General features: G+C 60.2%; 15 protein-coding genes and 1 pseudogene. 8 read left to right on the forward strand and 8 right to left on the reverse strand.

Annotation, left to right across the window (positions count from 1 at the left end; genetic code table 11):
* The first annotated feature begins 1 nt into the window (after window position 1).
* Window positions 2-1,072: an energy transducer TonB gene (locus PK789_RS00090; protein WP_324306003.1), complete on the forward strand. Its 1,071-nt coding sequence runs from the start codon at window positions 2-4 to the stop codon at window positions 1,070-1,072.
* Between the two features lie 280 nt (window positions 1,073-1,352).
* On the opposite strand, the gene PK789_RS00095 is transcribed toward PK789_RS00090, so the two are convergent.
* From PK789_RS00095 to ubiE, 5 genes are all read right to left on the reverse strand, one after another.
* The gene (locus PK789_RS00095) at window positions 1,353-2,267 is read right to left on the reverse strand and encodes a lysozyme inhibitor LprI family protein (protein WP_324306005.1); all 915 of its coding nucleotides are present in this window, start codon (window positions 2,265-2,267) and stop codon (window positions 1,353-1,355) included.
* Window positions 2,268-2,406: 139 nt separating this feature from the next.
* On the reverse strand, window positions 2,407-3,288 hold the full coding sequence (rpoH, locus tag PK789_RS00100) for an RNA polymerase sigma factor RpoH (protein ID WP_324306007.1): 882 nt from the start codon (window positions 3,286-3,288) through the stop codon (window positions 2,407-2,409).
* Window positions 3,289-3,403: 115 nt separating this feature from the next.
* A complete protein-coding gene (gene ung, locus PK789_RS00105; protein ID WP_324306009.1) occupies window positions 3,404-4,117 on the reverse strand; it encodes a uracil-DNA glycosylase in 714 nt (237 codons plus the stop codon).
* The gene (locus PK789_RS00110) at window positions 4,117-4,299 is read right to left on the reverse strand and encodes a hypothetical protein (protein ID WP_324306010.1); all 183 of its coding nucleotides are present in this window, start codon (window positions 4,297-4,299) and stop codon (window positions 4,117-4,119) included. The genes ung and PK789_RS00110 overlap by 1 nt, the downstream gene beginning before the upstream one ends.
* Before the next feature lie 4 nt (window positions 4,300-4,303).
* The gene (gene ubiE / locus PK789_RS00115; protein WP_324306012.1) at window positions 4,304-5,065 is read right to left on the reverse strand and encodes a bifunctional demethylmenaquinone methyltransferase/2-methoxy-6-polyprenyl-1,4-benzoquinol methylase UbiE; all 762 of its coding nucleotides are present in this window, start codon (window positions 5,063-5,065) and stop codon (window positions 4,304-4,306) included.
* 37 nt (window positions 5,066-5,102) lie between these two features.
* Here ubiE and PK789_RS00120 point away from each other — a divergent pair, with 37 nt between their 5' ends.
* Both PK789_RS00120 and PK789_RS00125 read left to right on the forward strand, forming a co-directional pair.
* On the forward strand, window positions 5,103-5,915 hold the full coding sequence (locus PK789_RS00120) for a D-hexose-6-phosphate mutarotase (protein ID WP_324306014.1): 813 nt from the start codon (window positions 5,103-5,105) through the stop codon (window positions 5,913-5,915).
* A gap of 78 nt (window positions 5,916-5,993) precedes the next feature.
* Window positions 5,994-6,722 (forward strand): hypothetical protein, encoded by a 729-nt coding sequence (locus tag PK789_RS00125; RefSeq protein ID WP_324306016.1) that lies wholly within the window; start codon window positions 5,994-5,996, stop codon window positions 6,720-6,722.
* 49 nt (window positions 6,723-6,771) lie between these two features.
* Here the strand turns inward: PK789_RS00125 and PK789_RS00130 are convergent, their stop codons facing one another.
* Window positions 6,772-7,707: a carbohydrate kinase family protein gene (locus PK789_RS00130; RefSeq protein WP_324306018.1), complete on the reverse strand. Its 936-nt coding sequence runs from the start codon at window positions 7,705-7,707 to the stop codon at window positions 6,772-6,774.
* A gap of 222 nt (window positions 7,708-7,929) precedes the next feature.
* Between PK789_RS00130 and PK789_RS00135 the strand changes: the two genes are divergently transcribed.
* The 5 genes and pseudogenes from PK789_RS00135 (at window position 7,930) to rodA (ending at window position 13,561) form a co-directional block, all read left to right on the forward strand.
* Entirely contained in the window at window positions 7,930-8,973 is a 1,044-nt protein-coding gene (locus PK789_RS00135; RefSeq protein WP_324306021.1) for a rod shape-determining protein, read from the forward strand.
* Window positions 8,974-9,073: 100 nt separating this feature from the next.
* Window positions 9,074-10,000: pseudogene (mreC, locus tag PK789_RS00140) on the forward strand (rod shape-determining protein MreC); the annotation flags it as partial.
* 5 nt (window positions 10,001-10,005) lie between these two features.
* A complete protein-coding gene (mreD, locus tag PK789_RS00145; protein ID WP_324306023.1) occupies window positions 10,006-10,482 on the forward strand; it encodes a rod shape-determining protein MreD in 477 nt (158 codons plus the stop codon).
* Window positions 10,482-12,437 (forward strand): penicillin-binding protein 2, encoded by a 1,956-nt coding sequence (mrdA, locus tag PK789_RS00150; protein ID WP_503011851.1) that lies wholly within the window; start codon window positions 10,482-10,484, stop codon window positions 12,435-12,437. Before mreD ends, mrdA begins: the two co-directional genes overlap by 1 nt.
* A complete protein-coding gene (gene rodA / locus PK789_RS00155) occupies window positions 12,434-13,561 on the forward strand; it encodes a rod shape-determining protein RodA (RefSeq protein WP_324306024.1) in 1,128 nt (375 codons plus the stop codon). The genes mrdA and rodA overlap by 4 nt, the downstream gene beginning before the upstream one ends.
* On the opposite strand, the gene PK789_RS00160 is transcribed toward rodA, so the two are convergent.
* Window positions 13,558-14,517, reverse strand: a complete 960-nt coding sequence (locus tag PK789_RS00160; RefSeq protein WP_324306026.1) for an alpha/beta fold hydrolase — start codon at window positions 14,515-14,517, stop codon at window positions 13,558-13,560. The genes rodA and PK789_RS00160 overlap by 4 nt on opposite strands.
* Before the next feature lie 13 nt (window positions 14,518-14,530).
* On the reverse strand, window positions 14,531-16,579 hold the full coding sequence (locus PK789_RS00165) for a M1 family metallopeptidase (protein ID WP_324306027.1): 2,049 nt from the start codon (window positions 16,577-16,579) through the stop codon (window positions 14,531-14,533).
* Window positions 16,580-16,591: the final 12 nt, after the last annotated feature.

A 16,591-nucleotide genomic window follows, 5' to 3' on the forward strand; every position in this document is an offset into this window, starting at 1 on the left:
GGTGAGCAACGACTTGGCGGATTCGGGCGAGGACAGTTCGGCGGTGCTGGTCATAACGGACTCCAGAAAACGACAGAACGCCGCAGCGAAGGCGGCGTTCGAGCAAAGACTCGGTATTTTAGCAGGGAGTGCCGGCCCTGACTTTCAGGTGATGCCGTTGCCGTATGCCAGAATCGCCACCTCGTATTTCGCTGGGGAAGAGGGGATGTCGCCACAAATCAAGGGGCTGGTGTTTGCGCTACTGCTTGTGGGTGTCAGCGCGGGCGCAGTTGCTGGCAGCAGCAAAGAAAACCGCAAATTGGTGGAGTCCAGTTTGTTGGTGAAAGGCGACATCGTGATTGCACCGGATGGCTCGGTGCAGGCGTACACGCTGGAGAGCAAGGAAGGCTTGGGTGAGGGTCTGGAAAATTTCCTGGACAACAAAATCACCCATTGGCGCTTCAAGCCGGTGGAGGTGGATGGCAAGGTGGTGACTGCCAAAGCGCCGATGAGCCTGCGTTTGATTGCCACGCCGGAGATTAGTGGCAATAACATGAGTGTGCGCATTGCAAGCACATGGTTTGGGGGGCAGTCCGATGAGCCAGCAACGGATCGTTTGAGTATCAAAAAAATAATGCCGCCGAAATACCCAAAGGAAGCAATTCTTTTGGGGGGGCAAGGAACTGTTTATCTCGTGCTGCTGGTTGGGCGCGATGGGCGCGTGCTTGCGGCAGACGTAGAAAAGGTCAATCTGCTCATGATGCGTAAAGATGATTCCATGCGCGTGTTGCGTAAACTATTTGCAAAGGCGGCCACAAGCTTTGCCAGACAATGGGAATTTACACCACCGACAACCGGCACCCAAAGGAATGATGCCAACTGGAAAAGCAGGTTTCAGGTTGACTTCAAAATACCCGCCCCCTATCACTCAGTGGAGAATGGATGGGAAACCTATGTGGTTGATCCGGAGGTTCACGATATTCCGTGGGCGCGCGAAGAATTGCAAGCGGCTGGCAGCCCCGATGCATTGCCTGGGGTCGGCCTGTACTCACTGCGGCAGGACATTCAATTGCTGACAGCGCCTAATCCTTGATGCGCGACTAAATAAATCGCTGGAAATATAGAATTTAGGTAATAATGAATACATCAACTGCAGGGCACCTGTAAAAAACCCCCGGCGCGCTTTTTTGGCATTCCAAATGAAGAGCGTGCCGTTGAGCTCAAAACACGTGTCCATGTGGTCACACTACGCGCTTACAATTTGCATTGTAAATACATTAATCGTTCAAGAAACGCGCGCTGTGCATGCCCGAGAGCGCACAACAAAACAGCCCGGATCGCTCCGGGCTGTTGGGTTGCTTGAGGGTACTGAATCAATACATGGCGCGTCTGAATTCCTCGATGCGTGCCTTGGTTGCTGTGGTGTCACAGTTCAGGCGGTAGATTTCAATCTCGGTCGGATCCGTGCTGCGCCCCGCGGCTTCCACCTTGCAGTCCACGTCCTTTTTCTTGATCCAAGCACGCTGCGCCCCCTGTAGGCGATCGCGATCTTCTTCTGAAAGGCCTTTCCAGAGTTCATTGATCGCTTGATTGGCGAGGGTATTTTGCTCTTGGGCTACGCTCAGGTTTGCAGCGCCTTGTTCGGCTTTTAGTTGTGCTTGTTGCTGCTCGTTTTGTAGACGCTGTGCTTCGGCTGCTTGGCTGGCTGCCTCGGCGGCTTTGGCTTCCTGGACTTTCTTCGCTTCGATCATGGGTTTCAGTAGCGAAGAGCCCACCATTTCGCTGATGAAATCAGCGATCGATTTGGCGTCGGTCAGTTCGGCGTAGACCTTCTTGCCGTCGTCGGTGGGTTGTGCGCTGTATTCGATGGACTTGGTGAATGCGTTCGCGGCTTGCTCCATCGAGCTGGTGCTGGCCAGTGCGGATACCGTTCCGAAACCAGCCAATTTGCGACCTTCTTCGGCAGATTGCAGCAAATCTGGCGGGACAACCAGTTTGATCGTGCCCTCACAAAATACTTTGGTGCTGTTGGGGTCTTCTTTTGCGGTGCGGACGTTTTCGAATGCAACGGTGAGCTTGCTGAGCGTGGCACGTGCTGAGGCGGCATTGAATACGGCACTGCCGTCATCATGCTTTTCTTTGGTGATGGCTTTTTCAGCTTCGCCCATGACGATGCTCTTGACCACATCGAGTTCGTCTGTTCCCGAGCAAACCGCTTTCTGTTTTCCGCAGCCGGCCATGGCCAGCATGGCGATGGCGATAGCCACCGAACGTGTAGTGCTATGCATCCTGTCCCCCTGTTGTCGATTCCATGAACGAAAAATCCAGTTTCGTTCAGGAATATTGGCGGGAGGGCGCGCCAAGTGTCAATACAAAAACAGCCCGGATCGCTCCGGGCTGTTGGGTGTTGCGGGATGTTGTGCGGGCTTACGCCGCAAACAATGCCTTCATCTTCTTCAGTGCATTGGCTTCGATCTGGCGGATGCGTTCGGCGGACACGCCGTATTCGTCGGCCAATTCCTGCAAGGTGACTTTGCTGTCGGCGTCCAGCCAGCGGCGCTTGATGATGTCGCGGCTGCGGGCGTCGAGTTTGGCCATGCCGTCGCGTAGTACGTCCAGTTGATCGGCTTCGCTATCGGCCGATTCGTAGGCGCTGGCTGGGTCGGCCTCGTGCGCAACTAAGAAGCTGGCCGGGGCCGGCGGGGCGTGGTCGTCGTCGGCATCGTCGGGGGCGTCGAAGCCGATGTCGCGGCCGGACAGGCGCGATTCCATTTCCAGCACTTCGCGCTCGGACACGTTCAGGTCCTTCGCCACCGCGCGCACTTCCTCCGCGTTGAGCCAGCCCAGGCGGGTCTTGCTCTTGCGCAGGTTGAAGAACAGCTTGCGCTGCGCCTTGGTGGTGGCGACTTTCACGATGCGCCAGTTCTTGATGATGAACTCGTGCATCTCGGCACGGATCCAGTGCACCGCGAAGCTGACCAGGCGCACGCCGACGGCCGGGTCGAAGCGCTTCACTGCCTTCATCAGGCCGATGTTGCCTTCCTGAATCAGGTCGCCCAATTGCAGGCCGTAGCCGTTGTAGCCACGCGCCACATGCACGACGAAGCGCAGGTGCGAGAGGATCAAATCCTGCGCAGCGCCAATGTCGTTGTGGTCGCGCAGGCGCACGGCCAAGGCATGTTCGTCTTCGGCAGTGAGCACCGGAATTTCGTGCACGCCGCTGATATAGGCCTCCAGCGAGCCAATCGCGCTGGGGATCGGCAGGTTGTTGGCAACAAGTGCAGTGGATGTCATGGTGGTGTCCCTCATACCTTGAATTCTAGCAGTCGCCATCTATGACTGTTAACCCTGTCAAAAGTTCACAAGCGTTCTATTCATAGAACGCTGTTCGGGTTTGGTACACATTCTTTCGATATGGGGCCGATCAGGCGCGGGGCAAGCCCGCCAGCAGTGCCGAAGCCGGCGGCAGCGACCACCCGATAGGGCTTTGGCCGGTATTGGCAAGGTATTGATTGGTCGAAGAAAAATGCCCACAGCCCAGAAACCCGCGATGTGCCGAGAGTGGCGAGGGGTGCGGGGCCTTCAATACGCGATGGCGGCGGCTGTCGATCACCGCGCCTTTTTTCTGCGCATAGCTGCCCCACAGCAAAAACACCAAGCCTTCGCGTTCGCGGTTCAACACCTCCACCACATGATCGGTAAAGCCTTCCCAGCCACGGCCTTGGTGGCTGCCGGGTTTGCCATCTTCCACCGTCAGCACCGCATTGAGCAGCAATACGCCTTGCGCCGCCCACGGTAGCAGGCAGCCGTGATCGGGGCGCACAAAGCCGGTGCTGGCTTGCAGTTCTTTGTAGATGTTCAAAAGCGACGGCGGTACCGCCACGCCGGGCAACACGGAGAAACACAGCCCATGTGCTTGGCCCGGGCCGTGGTACGGGTCTTGGCCCAGAATGACCACCTTCACCGCATCGAACGGGGTGGCATCAAAGGCCGCAAAGATATCCTTTCCCGGCGGATACACGGTGGCACCGGCGGCTTTGCGCTGGCGCAAAAATGCCGACAACTGCTGCATGTCCTCGCGTGCAAACCAGTTACCGATGCGGGCTTTCCAGCTCGGCTCTAGATGCAACGCGGTCATCAAATCACGCCGCGCTTTTTCTCAAACAAAAAATACGCCGCGCCCAGCGCCGCGCCGATGCCCAGTGCCGGCAGCCAACCCAACGGGCTCACGCCCTTTACCACGCCGGCGCAAAGCAAACCCAAGATGACAAATTGCGAATAGCGCCATTTGCTTTCGCGAAAACTTTTCATCTCGGTCATTAGCTTACACCTTATAGCCGGTATGGATGGCCACGATGCCCGCGCTCATGTTGCGATAGCTGCAACGCGCTAAGCCTGCGGTTTCCATCATGGTTTTGAGGGTGTCTTGCGGCGGGTGTTTGCGGATGGATTCAGCCAGATATTGGTAGCTGTCGGCATCGCCGGCAAATAGCTTGCCAAGGCGCGGCAACACCTTGAACGAATGGAAGTCGTAGATCGGCTTGAACCACTCGGCTTTGACTTCCGAAAACTCCAACACCCGCGCCTGCCCACCCACTTTCAGCACACGCTGAATCTCGCGCAGTGCGGCGTCCTTGTCGGTGACATTGCGCAGGCCAAACGCCATCGTCACCAAATCGAAACTGGCATCGGGAAACGGCAGGCTTTGCGCGTTGCACTGCACATAGTCAAACCCGCGCACATTGCCACGGTTGGTCATGCGGTCGCGGCCCACGCGCAGCATGTCGCCGTTGATATCGCCCAACACCAGCGCGCCGGTATCGCCCACACGGTCTTTCAGCAGCGCGGCGATATCGCCGGTGCCACCGGCCAGATCCAGCACCCGCGCGCCTTTACGCACTTGGCAGGTGGCCACAAAAAAGCGTTTCCACAAGCGATGGATGCCCAAGCTCATGGCATCGTTCATCAGGTCGTAGTTACCGGCCACCGAGGAAAACACCTCGGCCACCAATTTTTGTTTGTCGGCCACCGGCACGTCGCGAAAACCGAAGTGGGTGGTCTCTGGCGGGGTCTGCTGCGTGTTCATGGCGGGATTATCGCACCGGCATGGCACACTTGCCCGCATGCACGCACAGCCCGAACACGCCCACGGTCTTCCTTGTTTCCGCCTGCACCACGCCGGTGCCAACGCCTTGGTTGCGCTACATGGCGCACAGGTGCTGTCGTGGCAGCCAGCCGATGGTCGGCAGCGCTTGTTCTTGAGCGCGCGCAGCCAGTTTGATGGCAAGGCGGCCATCCGGGGCGGCATTCCGGTGATTTTTCCGCAATTTTCCGAACGCGGCACATTGCAGCGGCATGGGTTTGCCCGGCTGCGGGCGTGGCAGTTTGCAGGCATCGAACAAGATGCCGCCGTATTTTTATTGGTCTGTCATGCCGGCGACTGGCCGCACCCGTGCACGCTGCGCTTGCGCGTGGGGCTGACTGCCACGCAATTGGTGGTGAGCTTGACGGTCGAAAACACCGGCTCGGCACCCATGCTGTTCACGGCCGCACTGCACACCTATCTGCGTGTTGATGATGCCGCGCAGGCGTGTGTGGAAGGCCTGCAAGGCTGTGATTTTGAAGACAGCACCAGCGGCGGCACCTTGCATCGGCAAAGTGATTACGCGGTGGCTTTTACTGGCGAAACCGATCGCATCTACAACGACGTGGTGGCACCGCTCACCTTGGTCGATGGCGCGCAGCAGCTGGGCATCGAACAACAAGGCTTTGCCGATGTGGTGGTATGGAACCCGGGCGCGCGTTTGGCCGCCGGGATTGCGGATTTGCAGGCCGGCGACTGGCAGCACTTTGTCTGCGTCGAGGCCGCGCAAGTAGTGCAACCGGTGCTGTTGCAGGCAGGCGAGCAGTGGCAGGGCAACCAGCAACTGGGTTGATAATTTGATGGCGGGGTGCGCCTGCCGCGCAGGCGTGTTGAAATGCCGGCTCGCCGTTGCCGTTGCATAGGATTTTCGATGAAACCGATTTCGATTTCGATTGCCATTGCGTTGTGTCTGGTCCTGAGTGCATGCAAAGGCGAAGACCCGGAAGCCGCTGCCAAGGCCGCCGCCGCGCAGAAAGCCGCGCAAGAGCAGGCCGCAGGGGTGATGGAAAAACAGTTTGAAGATGCGGTGGCCGCACACAACTGGCGCTTGGCCAAGGGCTATGGCGAAGTCCTGCAAGTCGATCACCCCACCACCGATGCGGCGGCGCGGGTCAAAGACAAATTGGATGCAGTGCGTGCGCAGGCTGAAACCGAGGCCCAGCAGCAACGTTTGTCGGCGTTATGGGACTACGGTGATGAGCCAGTAAAGACCGGCGGGCGGCAAATTTCGGCAGCGATTTATTCACAAGAGCCGGTGGACACCGATGGTGGCGGCACCCACCCGATACGCTTGATTTTCCGAGATCATCCGGACTGGGGGCGCAGTGCTTACTTGGTGCTACAAGCTGGCGATTTTGATTGTTACAAGGGCTGCAAATTGAAGGTGACCTTGGATGGCAAGGTGCAGACCTTGCCCGGGTCACGGCCCAAGACCGATGAGGCCATCGCAATGTTTATCGACGACTACAAAACTTTGTGGAAGCTGGCCAAAACCGGCAAGCATTTGTCCATCGAGTTTCCCACCAAGGCGGTGGGCAAGCGTAGCGTGCAGTTTGAGGTGGGTGGCTTGAACGCGACCAAGTTGCCGAAGTGGAATTGAGTCGTGCTGCCGTCATGCGCAGACATTCATCTGCGCATGACGCGCTAAGTCAGCCCAGTGCGTAACCGAACTGCTGGCGGAATTGTTCGGAAAATTCGGCGTAATCAAAGCGCTGGTTCTGGGTGCCGGGGTGTTCCACTTTGAGTGCGCCCATCAGGTTGCTCAGACGGCCAATGGTCATCCAGTCGTAGCCTTTTTCAATCCCAAAAATCAGTCCGGCACGGAACGCATCGCCGCAGCCAGTGGGGTCGGTGACGCGGCGTTCGTGTGCCGGCGGCACTTTATGCAACTGGCCATCGGCATGGATCTCCGCACCTTTGGGGCCACGGGTGACGATGTAGGCCTTGACCTTGTCGGCGATGTCGGTGGCGCTCCAGCCGGTGCGTTCTTGCAGCAGATTGGATTCGTAATCGTTGACGGTGACGTAGTTGGCTTGCTCAATGAAGGCGCGCAATTCTTCGCCATTGAACAGCGGCATTGCCTGGCCGGGATCGAAAATGAAAGGAATGCCGGCGGCGGCAAATTCCTTGGCGTTCTGCAGCATGCCTTCGTAGCCATCGGGGCTGACGATGCCGATGCTCACGTTTGGGACGTCGGTGACGTGGTTCTCGTAGCTGCGCATCATCGCGCCGGGGTGGAAGGCGGTGATCTGGTTGTTGTCCAGATCGGTGGTGATGAAGGCCTGCGGGGTGAACAATTCGTCGATCACCTTGACGTGATCCAGAGAGATGTTTTGTTCGGTGAACCAGTCGCGGTAGGGGCCAAAATCGCCACCCACGGTGGCCATCGGGATCGGTTCACCACCCAGCAGCTTTAGGTTATAGGCGATATTGCCGGCGCAGCCGCCAAATTCGCGGCGCATCCGGGGTACCAAAAATGACACATTCAGGATGTGTACTTTGTCCGGCAGGATGTGGTTTTTGAACTGGTCGGGGAACACCATGATGGTGTCATAGGCCAGTGAGCCGCAGATCAGGGCTGCCATGGATGCCTCGGGCAAGTTTGGTCACAAGGCCGCACATGATACTGCGCCAGCGATGGGCATATCTGGGATGAACGGCACGCAAGCGCATTCTTGCCCCCGGCAATGGGCGTTGTTACGCTAAAGGGCTGGTTTTATCCATCTTTGGGCGGCAGGGGGGCAGTCCCCGGCGGCCAGACCCCGCGTTCCCCCCTCGCGGCCCCCTCTACTTCGGCACACATTCGCATGTTCAAGTTCCTTCGGGGCTATTTCTCCAGCGATCTTTCCATCGACCTTGGTACTGCCAACACGCTGATTTACGTGCGAGGGCAGGGCATCGTTCTCAACGAACCTTCGGTGGTGGCGGTGCGCCAAGACCGTGGTGGCGGCGCGCGCGCGGTGGCGGCGGTAGGCAGTGAGGCCAAGCAGATGCTGGGCCGCACGCCCGGCCACATGACCACGGTGCGGCCAATGAAAGACGGCGTGATTGCCGACTTCACCTATACCGAAGAAATGCTCAAGCACTTCATCCGCAAGGTGCACAAGAGCCGCTTCCTGCGCCCCAGCCCGCGCGTGTTGGTGTGCGTGCCGGCCGGTAGCACCCAGGTGGAACGGCGCGCTATTAAGGAATCGGCGGAAGAAGCCGGCGCACGTGAGGTGTATCTGATCGAAGAGCCGATGGCCGCCGCGATTGGTGCCGGCATGCCGGTGACCGAGGCGCGCGGCTCGATGGTGGTGGATATCGGCGGCGGCACCACCGAGGTGGCGGTGATCGCGCTGAATGGCATCGTGTATTCGCAGTCGGTGCGCATTGGTGGCGACCGTTTCGACGAATCCATCATCGCCTACGTGCGCCGCCATCACGGCATGCTGATTGGTGATGCCACCGCCGAGCGGGTCAAGATGGAACTGGGCAATGCTTACCAGCAACAGCTGGTACGCGAGGTGGAAATCTCTGGCCGCCATTTGGCGGAAGGCGTGCCCAAGATCATCACGATCAATTCCAACGAAGTGTTGGAAGCGCTGCGTGAGCCGCTCGCGGGGATTGTTTCGGCGATTCGCTTGGCGCTGGAACAGACCCCGCCGGAGCTGTGCGCCGATGTGGCCGAGCGCGGCATCGTGCTGACCGGTGGTGGTGCGTTGCTGCGCGATCTGGACAAGCTGATCTCCGAAGAAACCGGCTTGCATGTGCAAGTCGCCGACGATCCATTGACCTGCGTGGCCCGCGGCGGTGGTCGCGCGCTGGAATTGGTGGATATGCACGGTAACGAGTTCTTCGCGCCCGAATAAGCTGGTGTGTGTGGGTGCGCGCATCTTTGCGCGTGCCAGCTTGCCCGCGTCGGTGGGCGGATGTTCCACTTCTACTGCTGCCCTCACTGACGCTGCCACCGTGCCCACACCTGCCAGTTCCCCCGCTGCCCGCCCCGGTGAAGTTGCCGGCGTGTTGCGGTTGCTGGCGTTTTTGATTTTATCCACCATGTTGATGGTGCTAGATCACCGCGGCGGTTGGCTGCGCACGCTACGCACCCAGGCCGAGGCGGTGGTGCAGCCATTGTGGTGGCTGGCCGGGCAGCCGGCGCGCATTGGCACCAGTCTGCGCGAAAACGCGGTGACCCACGCGCAATTGGCAGATGACAATGCGCGGCTGCGGCAAGCCCTGCTCCTAACCGAAGCACGCAATGCGCGGCTACGCACGGCCGCTGCCGAAAACGCCAGATTGCGCGGTCTGTTGGACAGTGCCGAACGTGCACGTTTGGATGTGCAGTTGGCCGGGGTGCTGGATCTGGATCTAGACCCCACCCGCCAGCGCTTGATCTTGGATGCGGGCAGCAATAGCGGGGTGCGGCTGGGACAAACCGTGATCGATGCTGGCGGCTTGATGGGACAGGTGATTGCATTGACCCCCACCACCGCCACCGTGCTGTTGCTGACCGATCCTGACCATGCGGTGCCGGTGATGGTGGCGCGCACCGGTGTCCGCCTGATGGTGTATGGCACCGGCCGTAGCGATGCACTGCAATTGGCGGATGTGCCGCTATCGGCAGATGTGCGCACGGGCGATGTCTTGCTGACCTCGGGTTTGGGTGGTCGCTTCCCGCAGGGGTTTGCTGTCGGCACGGTGGCGGCATTGCGCGCGGATGACAGCCGCGCGTTCCTCAAGGCCGATGTCCGGCCTGCCGCGCAATTGGATCGTGGCCGTGATGTATTGCTACTGCGTGGTTACAAGCCGGCGCAAGTGCCTGCCGCAGCGGCCGCCAAACCGGCGGCAACGGCCACCAAGCCCACGGCGGGCAGCGCGCCGGTGCGCACCGGGGGGCAGCCATGAGCCGCCCACGCAATGGCTGGGTGCTACCGGTCAGCTTGTTGCTGGCGTTACTGCTGGGGATGGTGCCATTGCCTGATGGCGTGCAGCCGTTGCGGCCGTATTGGCTGGCGTTGGTGCTGGCCTACTGGTTGATTGAAATACCAGAGCGGGTGGGTCTGGGCGTGGCATTTTGCGTGGGTGTCGTGGCCGATCTGGCCTATGGCGGCTTGCTGGGTGAACAGGCGCTGCGGCTGGTGGTACTGGCGTTTATTCTGGATCGCTTCCGTGCACGCCTGCGGTTCTTCCCGATGTCGCAGCAGGCGTTGACGCTGGGCGTGTTGTTGCTCAACGACCGCGTGATCAGCAGCGTGATTCATGTCGTGATGGGCGTGCCACAGCCACCGGCCACCTATTGGCTGGCACCGTTGCTGGGCATGCTGTTATGGCCGCCGTTACACCTGCTGCTTGATCACCTGCGCTTGCGCCGGCAATGATTCGCCGCGCTCGCCCCATCAAAGACCATGCGGCCGAAGCCAGCCAGTTTCGCTGGCGTGCACTGATTGGGTTTTTTGCCGCTTTTGCCGGGCTGGCCGGGTTGGCGGCTTGGTATTTCAATATGCAGGTGGTGCAGCATGACTTGTATGCCACCCGTTCGGAAAACAACCGCCTGCGGCTGGTGCCGGTTGCGCCGGCACGCGGTCTGATTTACGACCGCAAGGGTCGCATCTTGGCCGACAACGTGGCCACGTGGCGGTTGGATGCGGTGCCAGAACGGGCTGGCGATGGGGTGGCCTTGCTGCGCAGCTTGCAAGGTGTGGTGGCGCTGGATGCCGAGCAGCAGACACGGTTTTTGAAGGAATACAAGGCGGCGCGCCCGTTCAAACCGGTCAGCTTGAAATTGCGTATCGACGATGATGAGGCGGCGCGGTTTGCGGTCAATCGCTGGCGGTTTCCCGGGGTGGATTTGGTGCCGTATCTGGGCCGGGTGTACCCGTATGGGGCTTTGTTTTCGCATGTGGTGGGGTATGTGGGCCGCGCCGATGAAAAGGATCTGGCGGCGTTGGGTGATGCCGGTGGGGCTTATAGCCATGTGGGCAAATCCGGGTTGGAGCGGTATTACGAAACCCAGTTGCGCGGCAAGCCCGGCTACCGGCGGCTGGAAACCAATGTCGCCGGACGCACTGTGCGCAGTTTGGACACGGTGCCAGCCACCCCGGGCACCGATCTACGGCTATCGATTGACGCCGACTTGCAGCAGGCAATGACCGATGCCTTTGGTGAACTGGAAGGCTCGGCGGTGGCGGTGGATCCGCGCACGGGCGAGATTTTGGCGATGGTCAGTCTGCCCACCTTCGACCCCAATTTATTCGTCAATGGCATCAGTCACGCTGATTTCGAGGCCCTCAACAGCAATCCGTCGCGACCGCAGTTCAACCGGGTGGTATTGGGGGGCGTGGCCCCCGGGTCCACCGTTAAGCCCCTGCTGGGATTGGCGGGGCTGGACAGTGGTTTGCGTCGCCCCGAAGACAAGATTTTGTCCACCGGCATGTTCTACTTGCCTGGGCAAAAACGCGGCTATGGCGACTCGCATCGTGGCGGCCACGGCTGGACCGATTTGCGCAAGTCGATCTACGACTCGGTCAACACCTACTACTACAAGCTGGCGTTGGACATGGGCATCGCCCGTGTGGACGAATACCTTGGCCGCTACGGCTTCGGTCGGCCCACTGGGGTGGATTTGGCAGGCGAAATCGGTGGCATCTTGCCCTCGCCGGAATGGAAGGCCAAGAACGCGGCCAAGCAAGGCAAGTGGTACCCCGGTGACACCGTGATCACCGGGATCGGCCAAGGCTTCTGGAAAGTCACGCCCTTGCAATTGGTGCAGGCCACCGGTGGGCTGGCCAGCGGGTGGCTGCGGCCGCCGCATCTGGTCAAAGACATGCGTGCCGATTTCGATGCGCCGTGGCAACCGGTACCGCTGAAACCGGCGGTGCGCATCACCGAAAATCCGGCCCATTTGCAAGCCGTGCGCGAGGGCATGATCGGCACCGTGCATGGCCCCGGCACTGCCACCAATATTCGCCCTGGCTTGACCTATCTGATCGCCGGCAAGACCGGCACCGCGCAAGTGGTCAGCCGCCGTGGCGATGCCGCGATCAATCCGCGCAACTTGCCCATGCACTTACGCCACCGCGCGCTGTTCATCGCGTTCGCGCCGGCAGACGCACCCACCATTGCGATTGCGGTGGCGATCGAGGGCGGTGGCTACGGCGCGGCCACCGCTGCACCCATCGCCCGCAAAGTGTTTGATGCGTGGCTGCTGGGCAAAAAGCCCGCGCCGGCAACGCCAGACACCGGCGTGCTACCGACACTGCTAGCCCCCAATTTTTCCAATGTCCGCGGTAGCCCCGATGCATCGCCGCTGCCTGCCAAGGCCCCCGCCCGATGAAATTTTTGCTGCGCTGGCTGCTGGATTTGCTGCTGCGTTTTACCCGCAGCCTAGACCTGCCGATGTTGACGGCAATACTGGTGCTGATGGTCATTGGCCTGATGACCCAATACAGCGCCAGCAATGAATCGGTGCGTGGTGTGGTGATGCAGGGCAGTTTCTACGTGGTGGGCTTGGGTGCATTGTGGGTTACATCCAGAATCCCGATGCACTTGCTGAAACAGGCCACGCCGGCCTTGTTTGTGCTCTCGCTGGTGCCGATGGTGCTGGTGTTGTTCATTGGCGGCGGCAAATACGGCAATCATTGGATCAAGCTGGGGTTTTTCAATGTGCAGCCAGCCGAGTTGTGCAAGCTCAGCCTGCCGATGATGCTGGCGTGGCATTTTGATCGTTACCGCCTGCCGCCGCGCTTTTTGGTGTTACTGGGTGGGGTGGCGATCATTGCGTTGCCGGTGGGCTTGACCCTGCTGCAACGTGACTTGGGCACAGCGGTATTGATTCTGGCTACCGGCGTATTTGTGCTGTTTCTGGCCGGTACCTCGTGGTGGTGGTGGGGCGCTGCGGGCGTTCTCGGTGGCGGCGGCTTTGCGCTTGCCAAACTGGCGCCGATCGAATGGCTATCGTTCCTGCGGCCCTATCAGCAAGACCGTATTTTGACCTTCCGCAATCCTGACAATGACCCGATGGGCGCGGGCTGGAACATCTTGCAATCGCAAATCGCTATTGGCGGTGGCGGTATGACCGGCAAAGGCTGGGGTCAGGGCACCCAATCGCATTTGAACTACCTGCCCGAGCACACCACCGACTTTGCGTTCTCCGTACTGTCGGAAGACTTCGGTTGGGTTGGGGTAATGGTGGCGCTATTGTTGTATTTGTTTTTGATCGGACGCTGTCTGTGGGTTGCCGCCGATTCGCGCGATGGCTATGCGCGCTTGCTGGCGGGGGCGATTGGCTTGTCGCTGTTTGTGTATGTCTTGGTCAACGGCGGCATGATTTCTGGCTTGCTCCCCGTGGTTGGCGTGCCAATGCCGCTGCTCAGTTACGGTGGCACCTCGGCGGTCACCATCTTGCTGGGCTTTGGGGTGGTGATGGCGCTGCGCACGCACCGGCCTGTGCACCGTTAGGGGAATGCTGGCGCCATCAGCGCGGCCACCGCCACGGCCACGTCGCGTGGGTGCTCCACCAGCGACATATGCCCACAGTCCTCCAACAACACTTGCTGCGCCTGCGGGATGCGGGCGGCATAAAGTGCCATTGCACTGGGGTCGATGATGGCATCTTGACGGCCCCATAACAGCAGGGTGGGTTGCCCAATGGCGGTAGCCGCATCACCCGGCAGCATGGCGTCATCGCTGCGACCAATGCTGTCCAGCACCGATTGCTCGAACGCGGCATCGCGGCGACGCTGTGCGATCAACGCGCGGGATGCTGGCCACGGGATCCAGGGTTTGGCTTGATCGCGATGAAACACAGCGTTGACATAGCGCTGCAACGACGCCGTATCGGTGACTGCAAATGGGTTCTCACCGGCCAGTACCGCCAGGCCGAATGCGTTGTCGGCAAAACGCACACCCGCAGCATTGAGCAAGCCCACGCGCGCGATCAACTGCGGATAGCGCGCGGCAGCCAGTGCAGCGATGCCGCCGCCCATCGAATGCCCCAACAGCACCACCGGCCGCTCCGGTGATAGGGTTTGAATCAGTGCGGCCACGTGCGCGGCTTGTTCGACAAAGCCATAGGCCTGCCCGGGTTTGCGTTCGCTTTCACCCCAGCCCGGCAGGTCGGGAATCAGCAGGCGATGTTGCGGCGCCAATGCCCGCACCAAGGGGTACCAATTTTCCTTGCTCCCGGTGTAGCCATGCAGCATGACGATGGTCGCCGCATCTGCGCTGCTGGCATCGCGGCAAGCCAGCACCCAGCGATGCCCTGCGGCATCGAGGGTGCAGCGTTGCAAGCCAGCAGCATGGCGCTGACGGTTGAATTCCGCGCGGATCAATGCATCGCGCTGCCGCCACAGCGCGAGGGTGGCCATGGCCACCACCGCGCCGAGGACAAGCATGCCGATAGCGAGAGTCGGCATCGTGCGCCTGCGCTTACTTGCTGGCGGGTGCCGGGTGCGCCGGCGGTCTGGCCGGGTCTTCTACCAGTGGGGCTTTGAGCGGGCCGCCAACCACGCGGGGTTGGCTGGCAGTCGGGGCCGGAGCTGGTGTCGAGGGCTTGCCCTTGGCGGCATCCAAAATCGCCTGCACCGAGCCGGCCGTGATCGGGTGTGAACTGGGTTTGGCCTTGGCAAACGCCGCCTCGGCAAACGCCAGCCCGTCCGGGGTGGCCACCAGTGCCTTGTAGATCGGCAGAATCAATTTGCGCCGGCCCACACGCTCGATGAACTTGCCCATTTCTTCGCGCGCGGCGGTATAGCCACTGCGTTCTGCCAGCGGGTACCAGCGCATCGCGATTTCGCCGTTGGGTGTGCCGGTAAAGTGATAGGCCGCATCCAGCTGGGTGAGTTGCGCAGGCTTGAGTGTGGCCGGCATGGACTCTAGGAAGTGCACCCATTCCTGTGTGCTCCAAGCTTCCGTCACGGCTTTATTGGGTAGCTGCTCACTGCCTTGCCACGCGATACGCGCGGCATTCACGGTGGCAAATTTGCCTGACTCCACTTTCGGCGCATCGGCAGGAATGCCTGGCGCGTACAGCCACTGATCCACTTCCTGCATGCTGACGATGTTGGGATGCTTGTCGATCAAATTGGTTTTCAGGTAATCACGGAACTGCTGGGTGGTGATGCTCTGAAATGAGAAATGATCGAAGTAACTTTTCAGCCACGGGTCGAAGACATCACGGCCAAAGCGTTTTTCCAGAAATTGCAGGAACCACGCCCCTTTCACATACACGGTGGCGCTGGATTGGTCATCCGGATCGGCCAAGGTGCCAGGCTTGAGCGAAAGCCGCTGCAATTTGGGGTCGAGGGTTTTGAATTCTTGCTTGAGCTCATCGCGGTCGATCACTTCTTCCATGTCGGCCATGTCGCGGCCATACAAGGCTTCGGTGATGCGGCTTTGCACATAGGTAGTGGTGCCTTCGTTGAGCCAGCTGTCCTTGTCGGTAGCAAAGGTCACCAGATTGCCCGACCAGCTATGCGCCAACTCGTGCGCCACCAGCGACACCAAGGATTTATCGCCCACGATTACAGTGGGCGTGGCGAAGGTCAGGCGCGGGTTTTCCATGCCGCCGTACGGGAAGGTGGGGGGCAGCACCAGCAAGTCATAGCGGCCCCAGCGATACGGCCCGTATAGGCCTTCCGCGGTGGTGATCATTTTTTCGGTGTCTTCAAACTCGTGCTCGGCCTTGTTCACCATGGTGGGTTCTGCCCACACGCCGCTGCGTGCGGAGATCGGCTTGAACACCAAATCACCAGCGGCAATCGCCAGCAAATACGACGGGATTTTTTGCGGCATCTTGAAGCTGTAATCGCCATCACGCACCGCATTCGGGTCGTTGTCCGCGCTCATCAACACCATCGCGTCTTTCGGCGCGGTGACGTGCGCGCTGTAAGTGAAACGTACCTGCGGGGTGTCTTGCAGCGGCACCCACGAACGCGCATGGATTTGTTGCGACTGGCTGAACATGAAGGGCTGTTTGCCACCCTCGGTCATCGAGGGTGCCAGCCATTGCAGGCCGGAGGCCTCAGGTGATGTGACGTAGCTGACGCGCACCTTGGCCGGGCGCGTGGGGGTTTCGATGGTCAGTGCGCTGCCCAACACTTTGTCCTTATCGGAGAGCGCAAATTTCAATTCCGACCAAGTGCCGTCGGCGGCTAAGCCCTCGGCCTTGCTGATGGTCAAGTCGCGCGTGTCCAGCACCAATTGAGTGGCGGCTTTATCCACCCAGTTCAGGGTGTAGGTGGCCGAGCCACTTAAGGTTTTGGCGTCGAAATTCACCGCCAAATCCAGCGCGATGTCAGTAATACGCACCTTGTCTGGTTGCGCGTAGGAGTGTTCGTCCACGATTTTCTCCGCAGTGGCCTTGGCGGATGCGGGATGGGCTTGATTGGCCACAGGTGCGGCTTGGTTGCCTTGGCAGCCGCTGGCAAGCACGCCAAGCGCGGCGGCGATGGAGACACTCAGAAGTAACTGGCGCATGGACACGATCCG

The sequence above is a fragment of the Thermomonas sp. genome (assembly GCF_035369645.1).
Classification (GTDB): domain Bacteria; phylum Pseudomonadota; class Gammaproteobacteria; order Xanthomonadales; family Xanthomonadaceae; genus Thermomonas.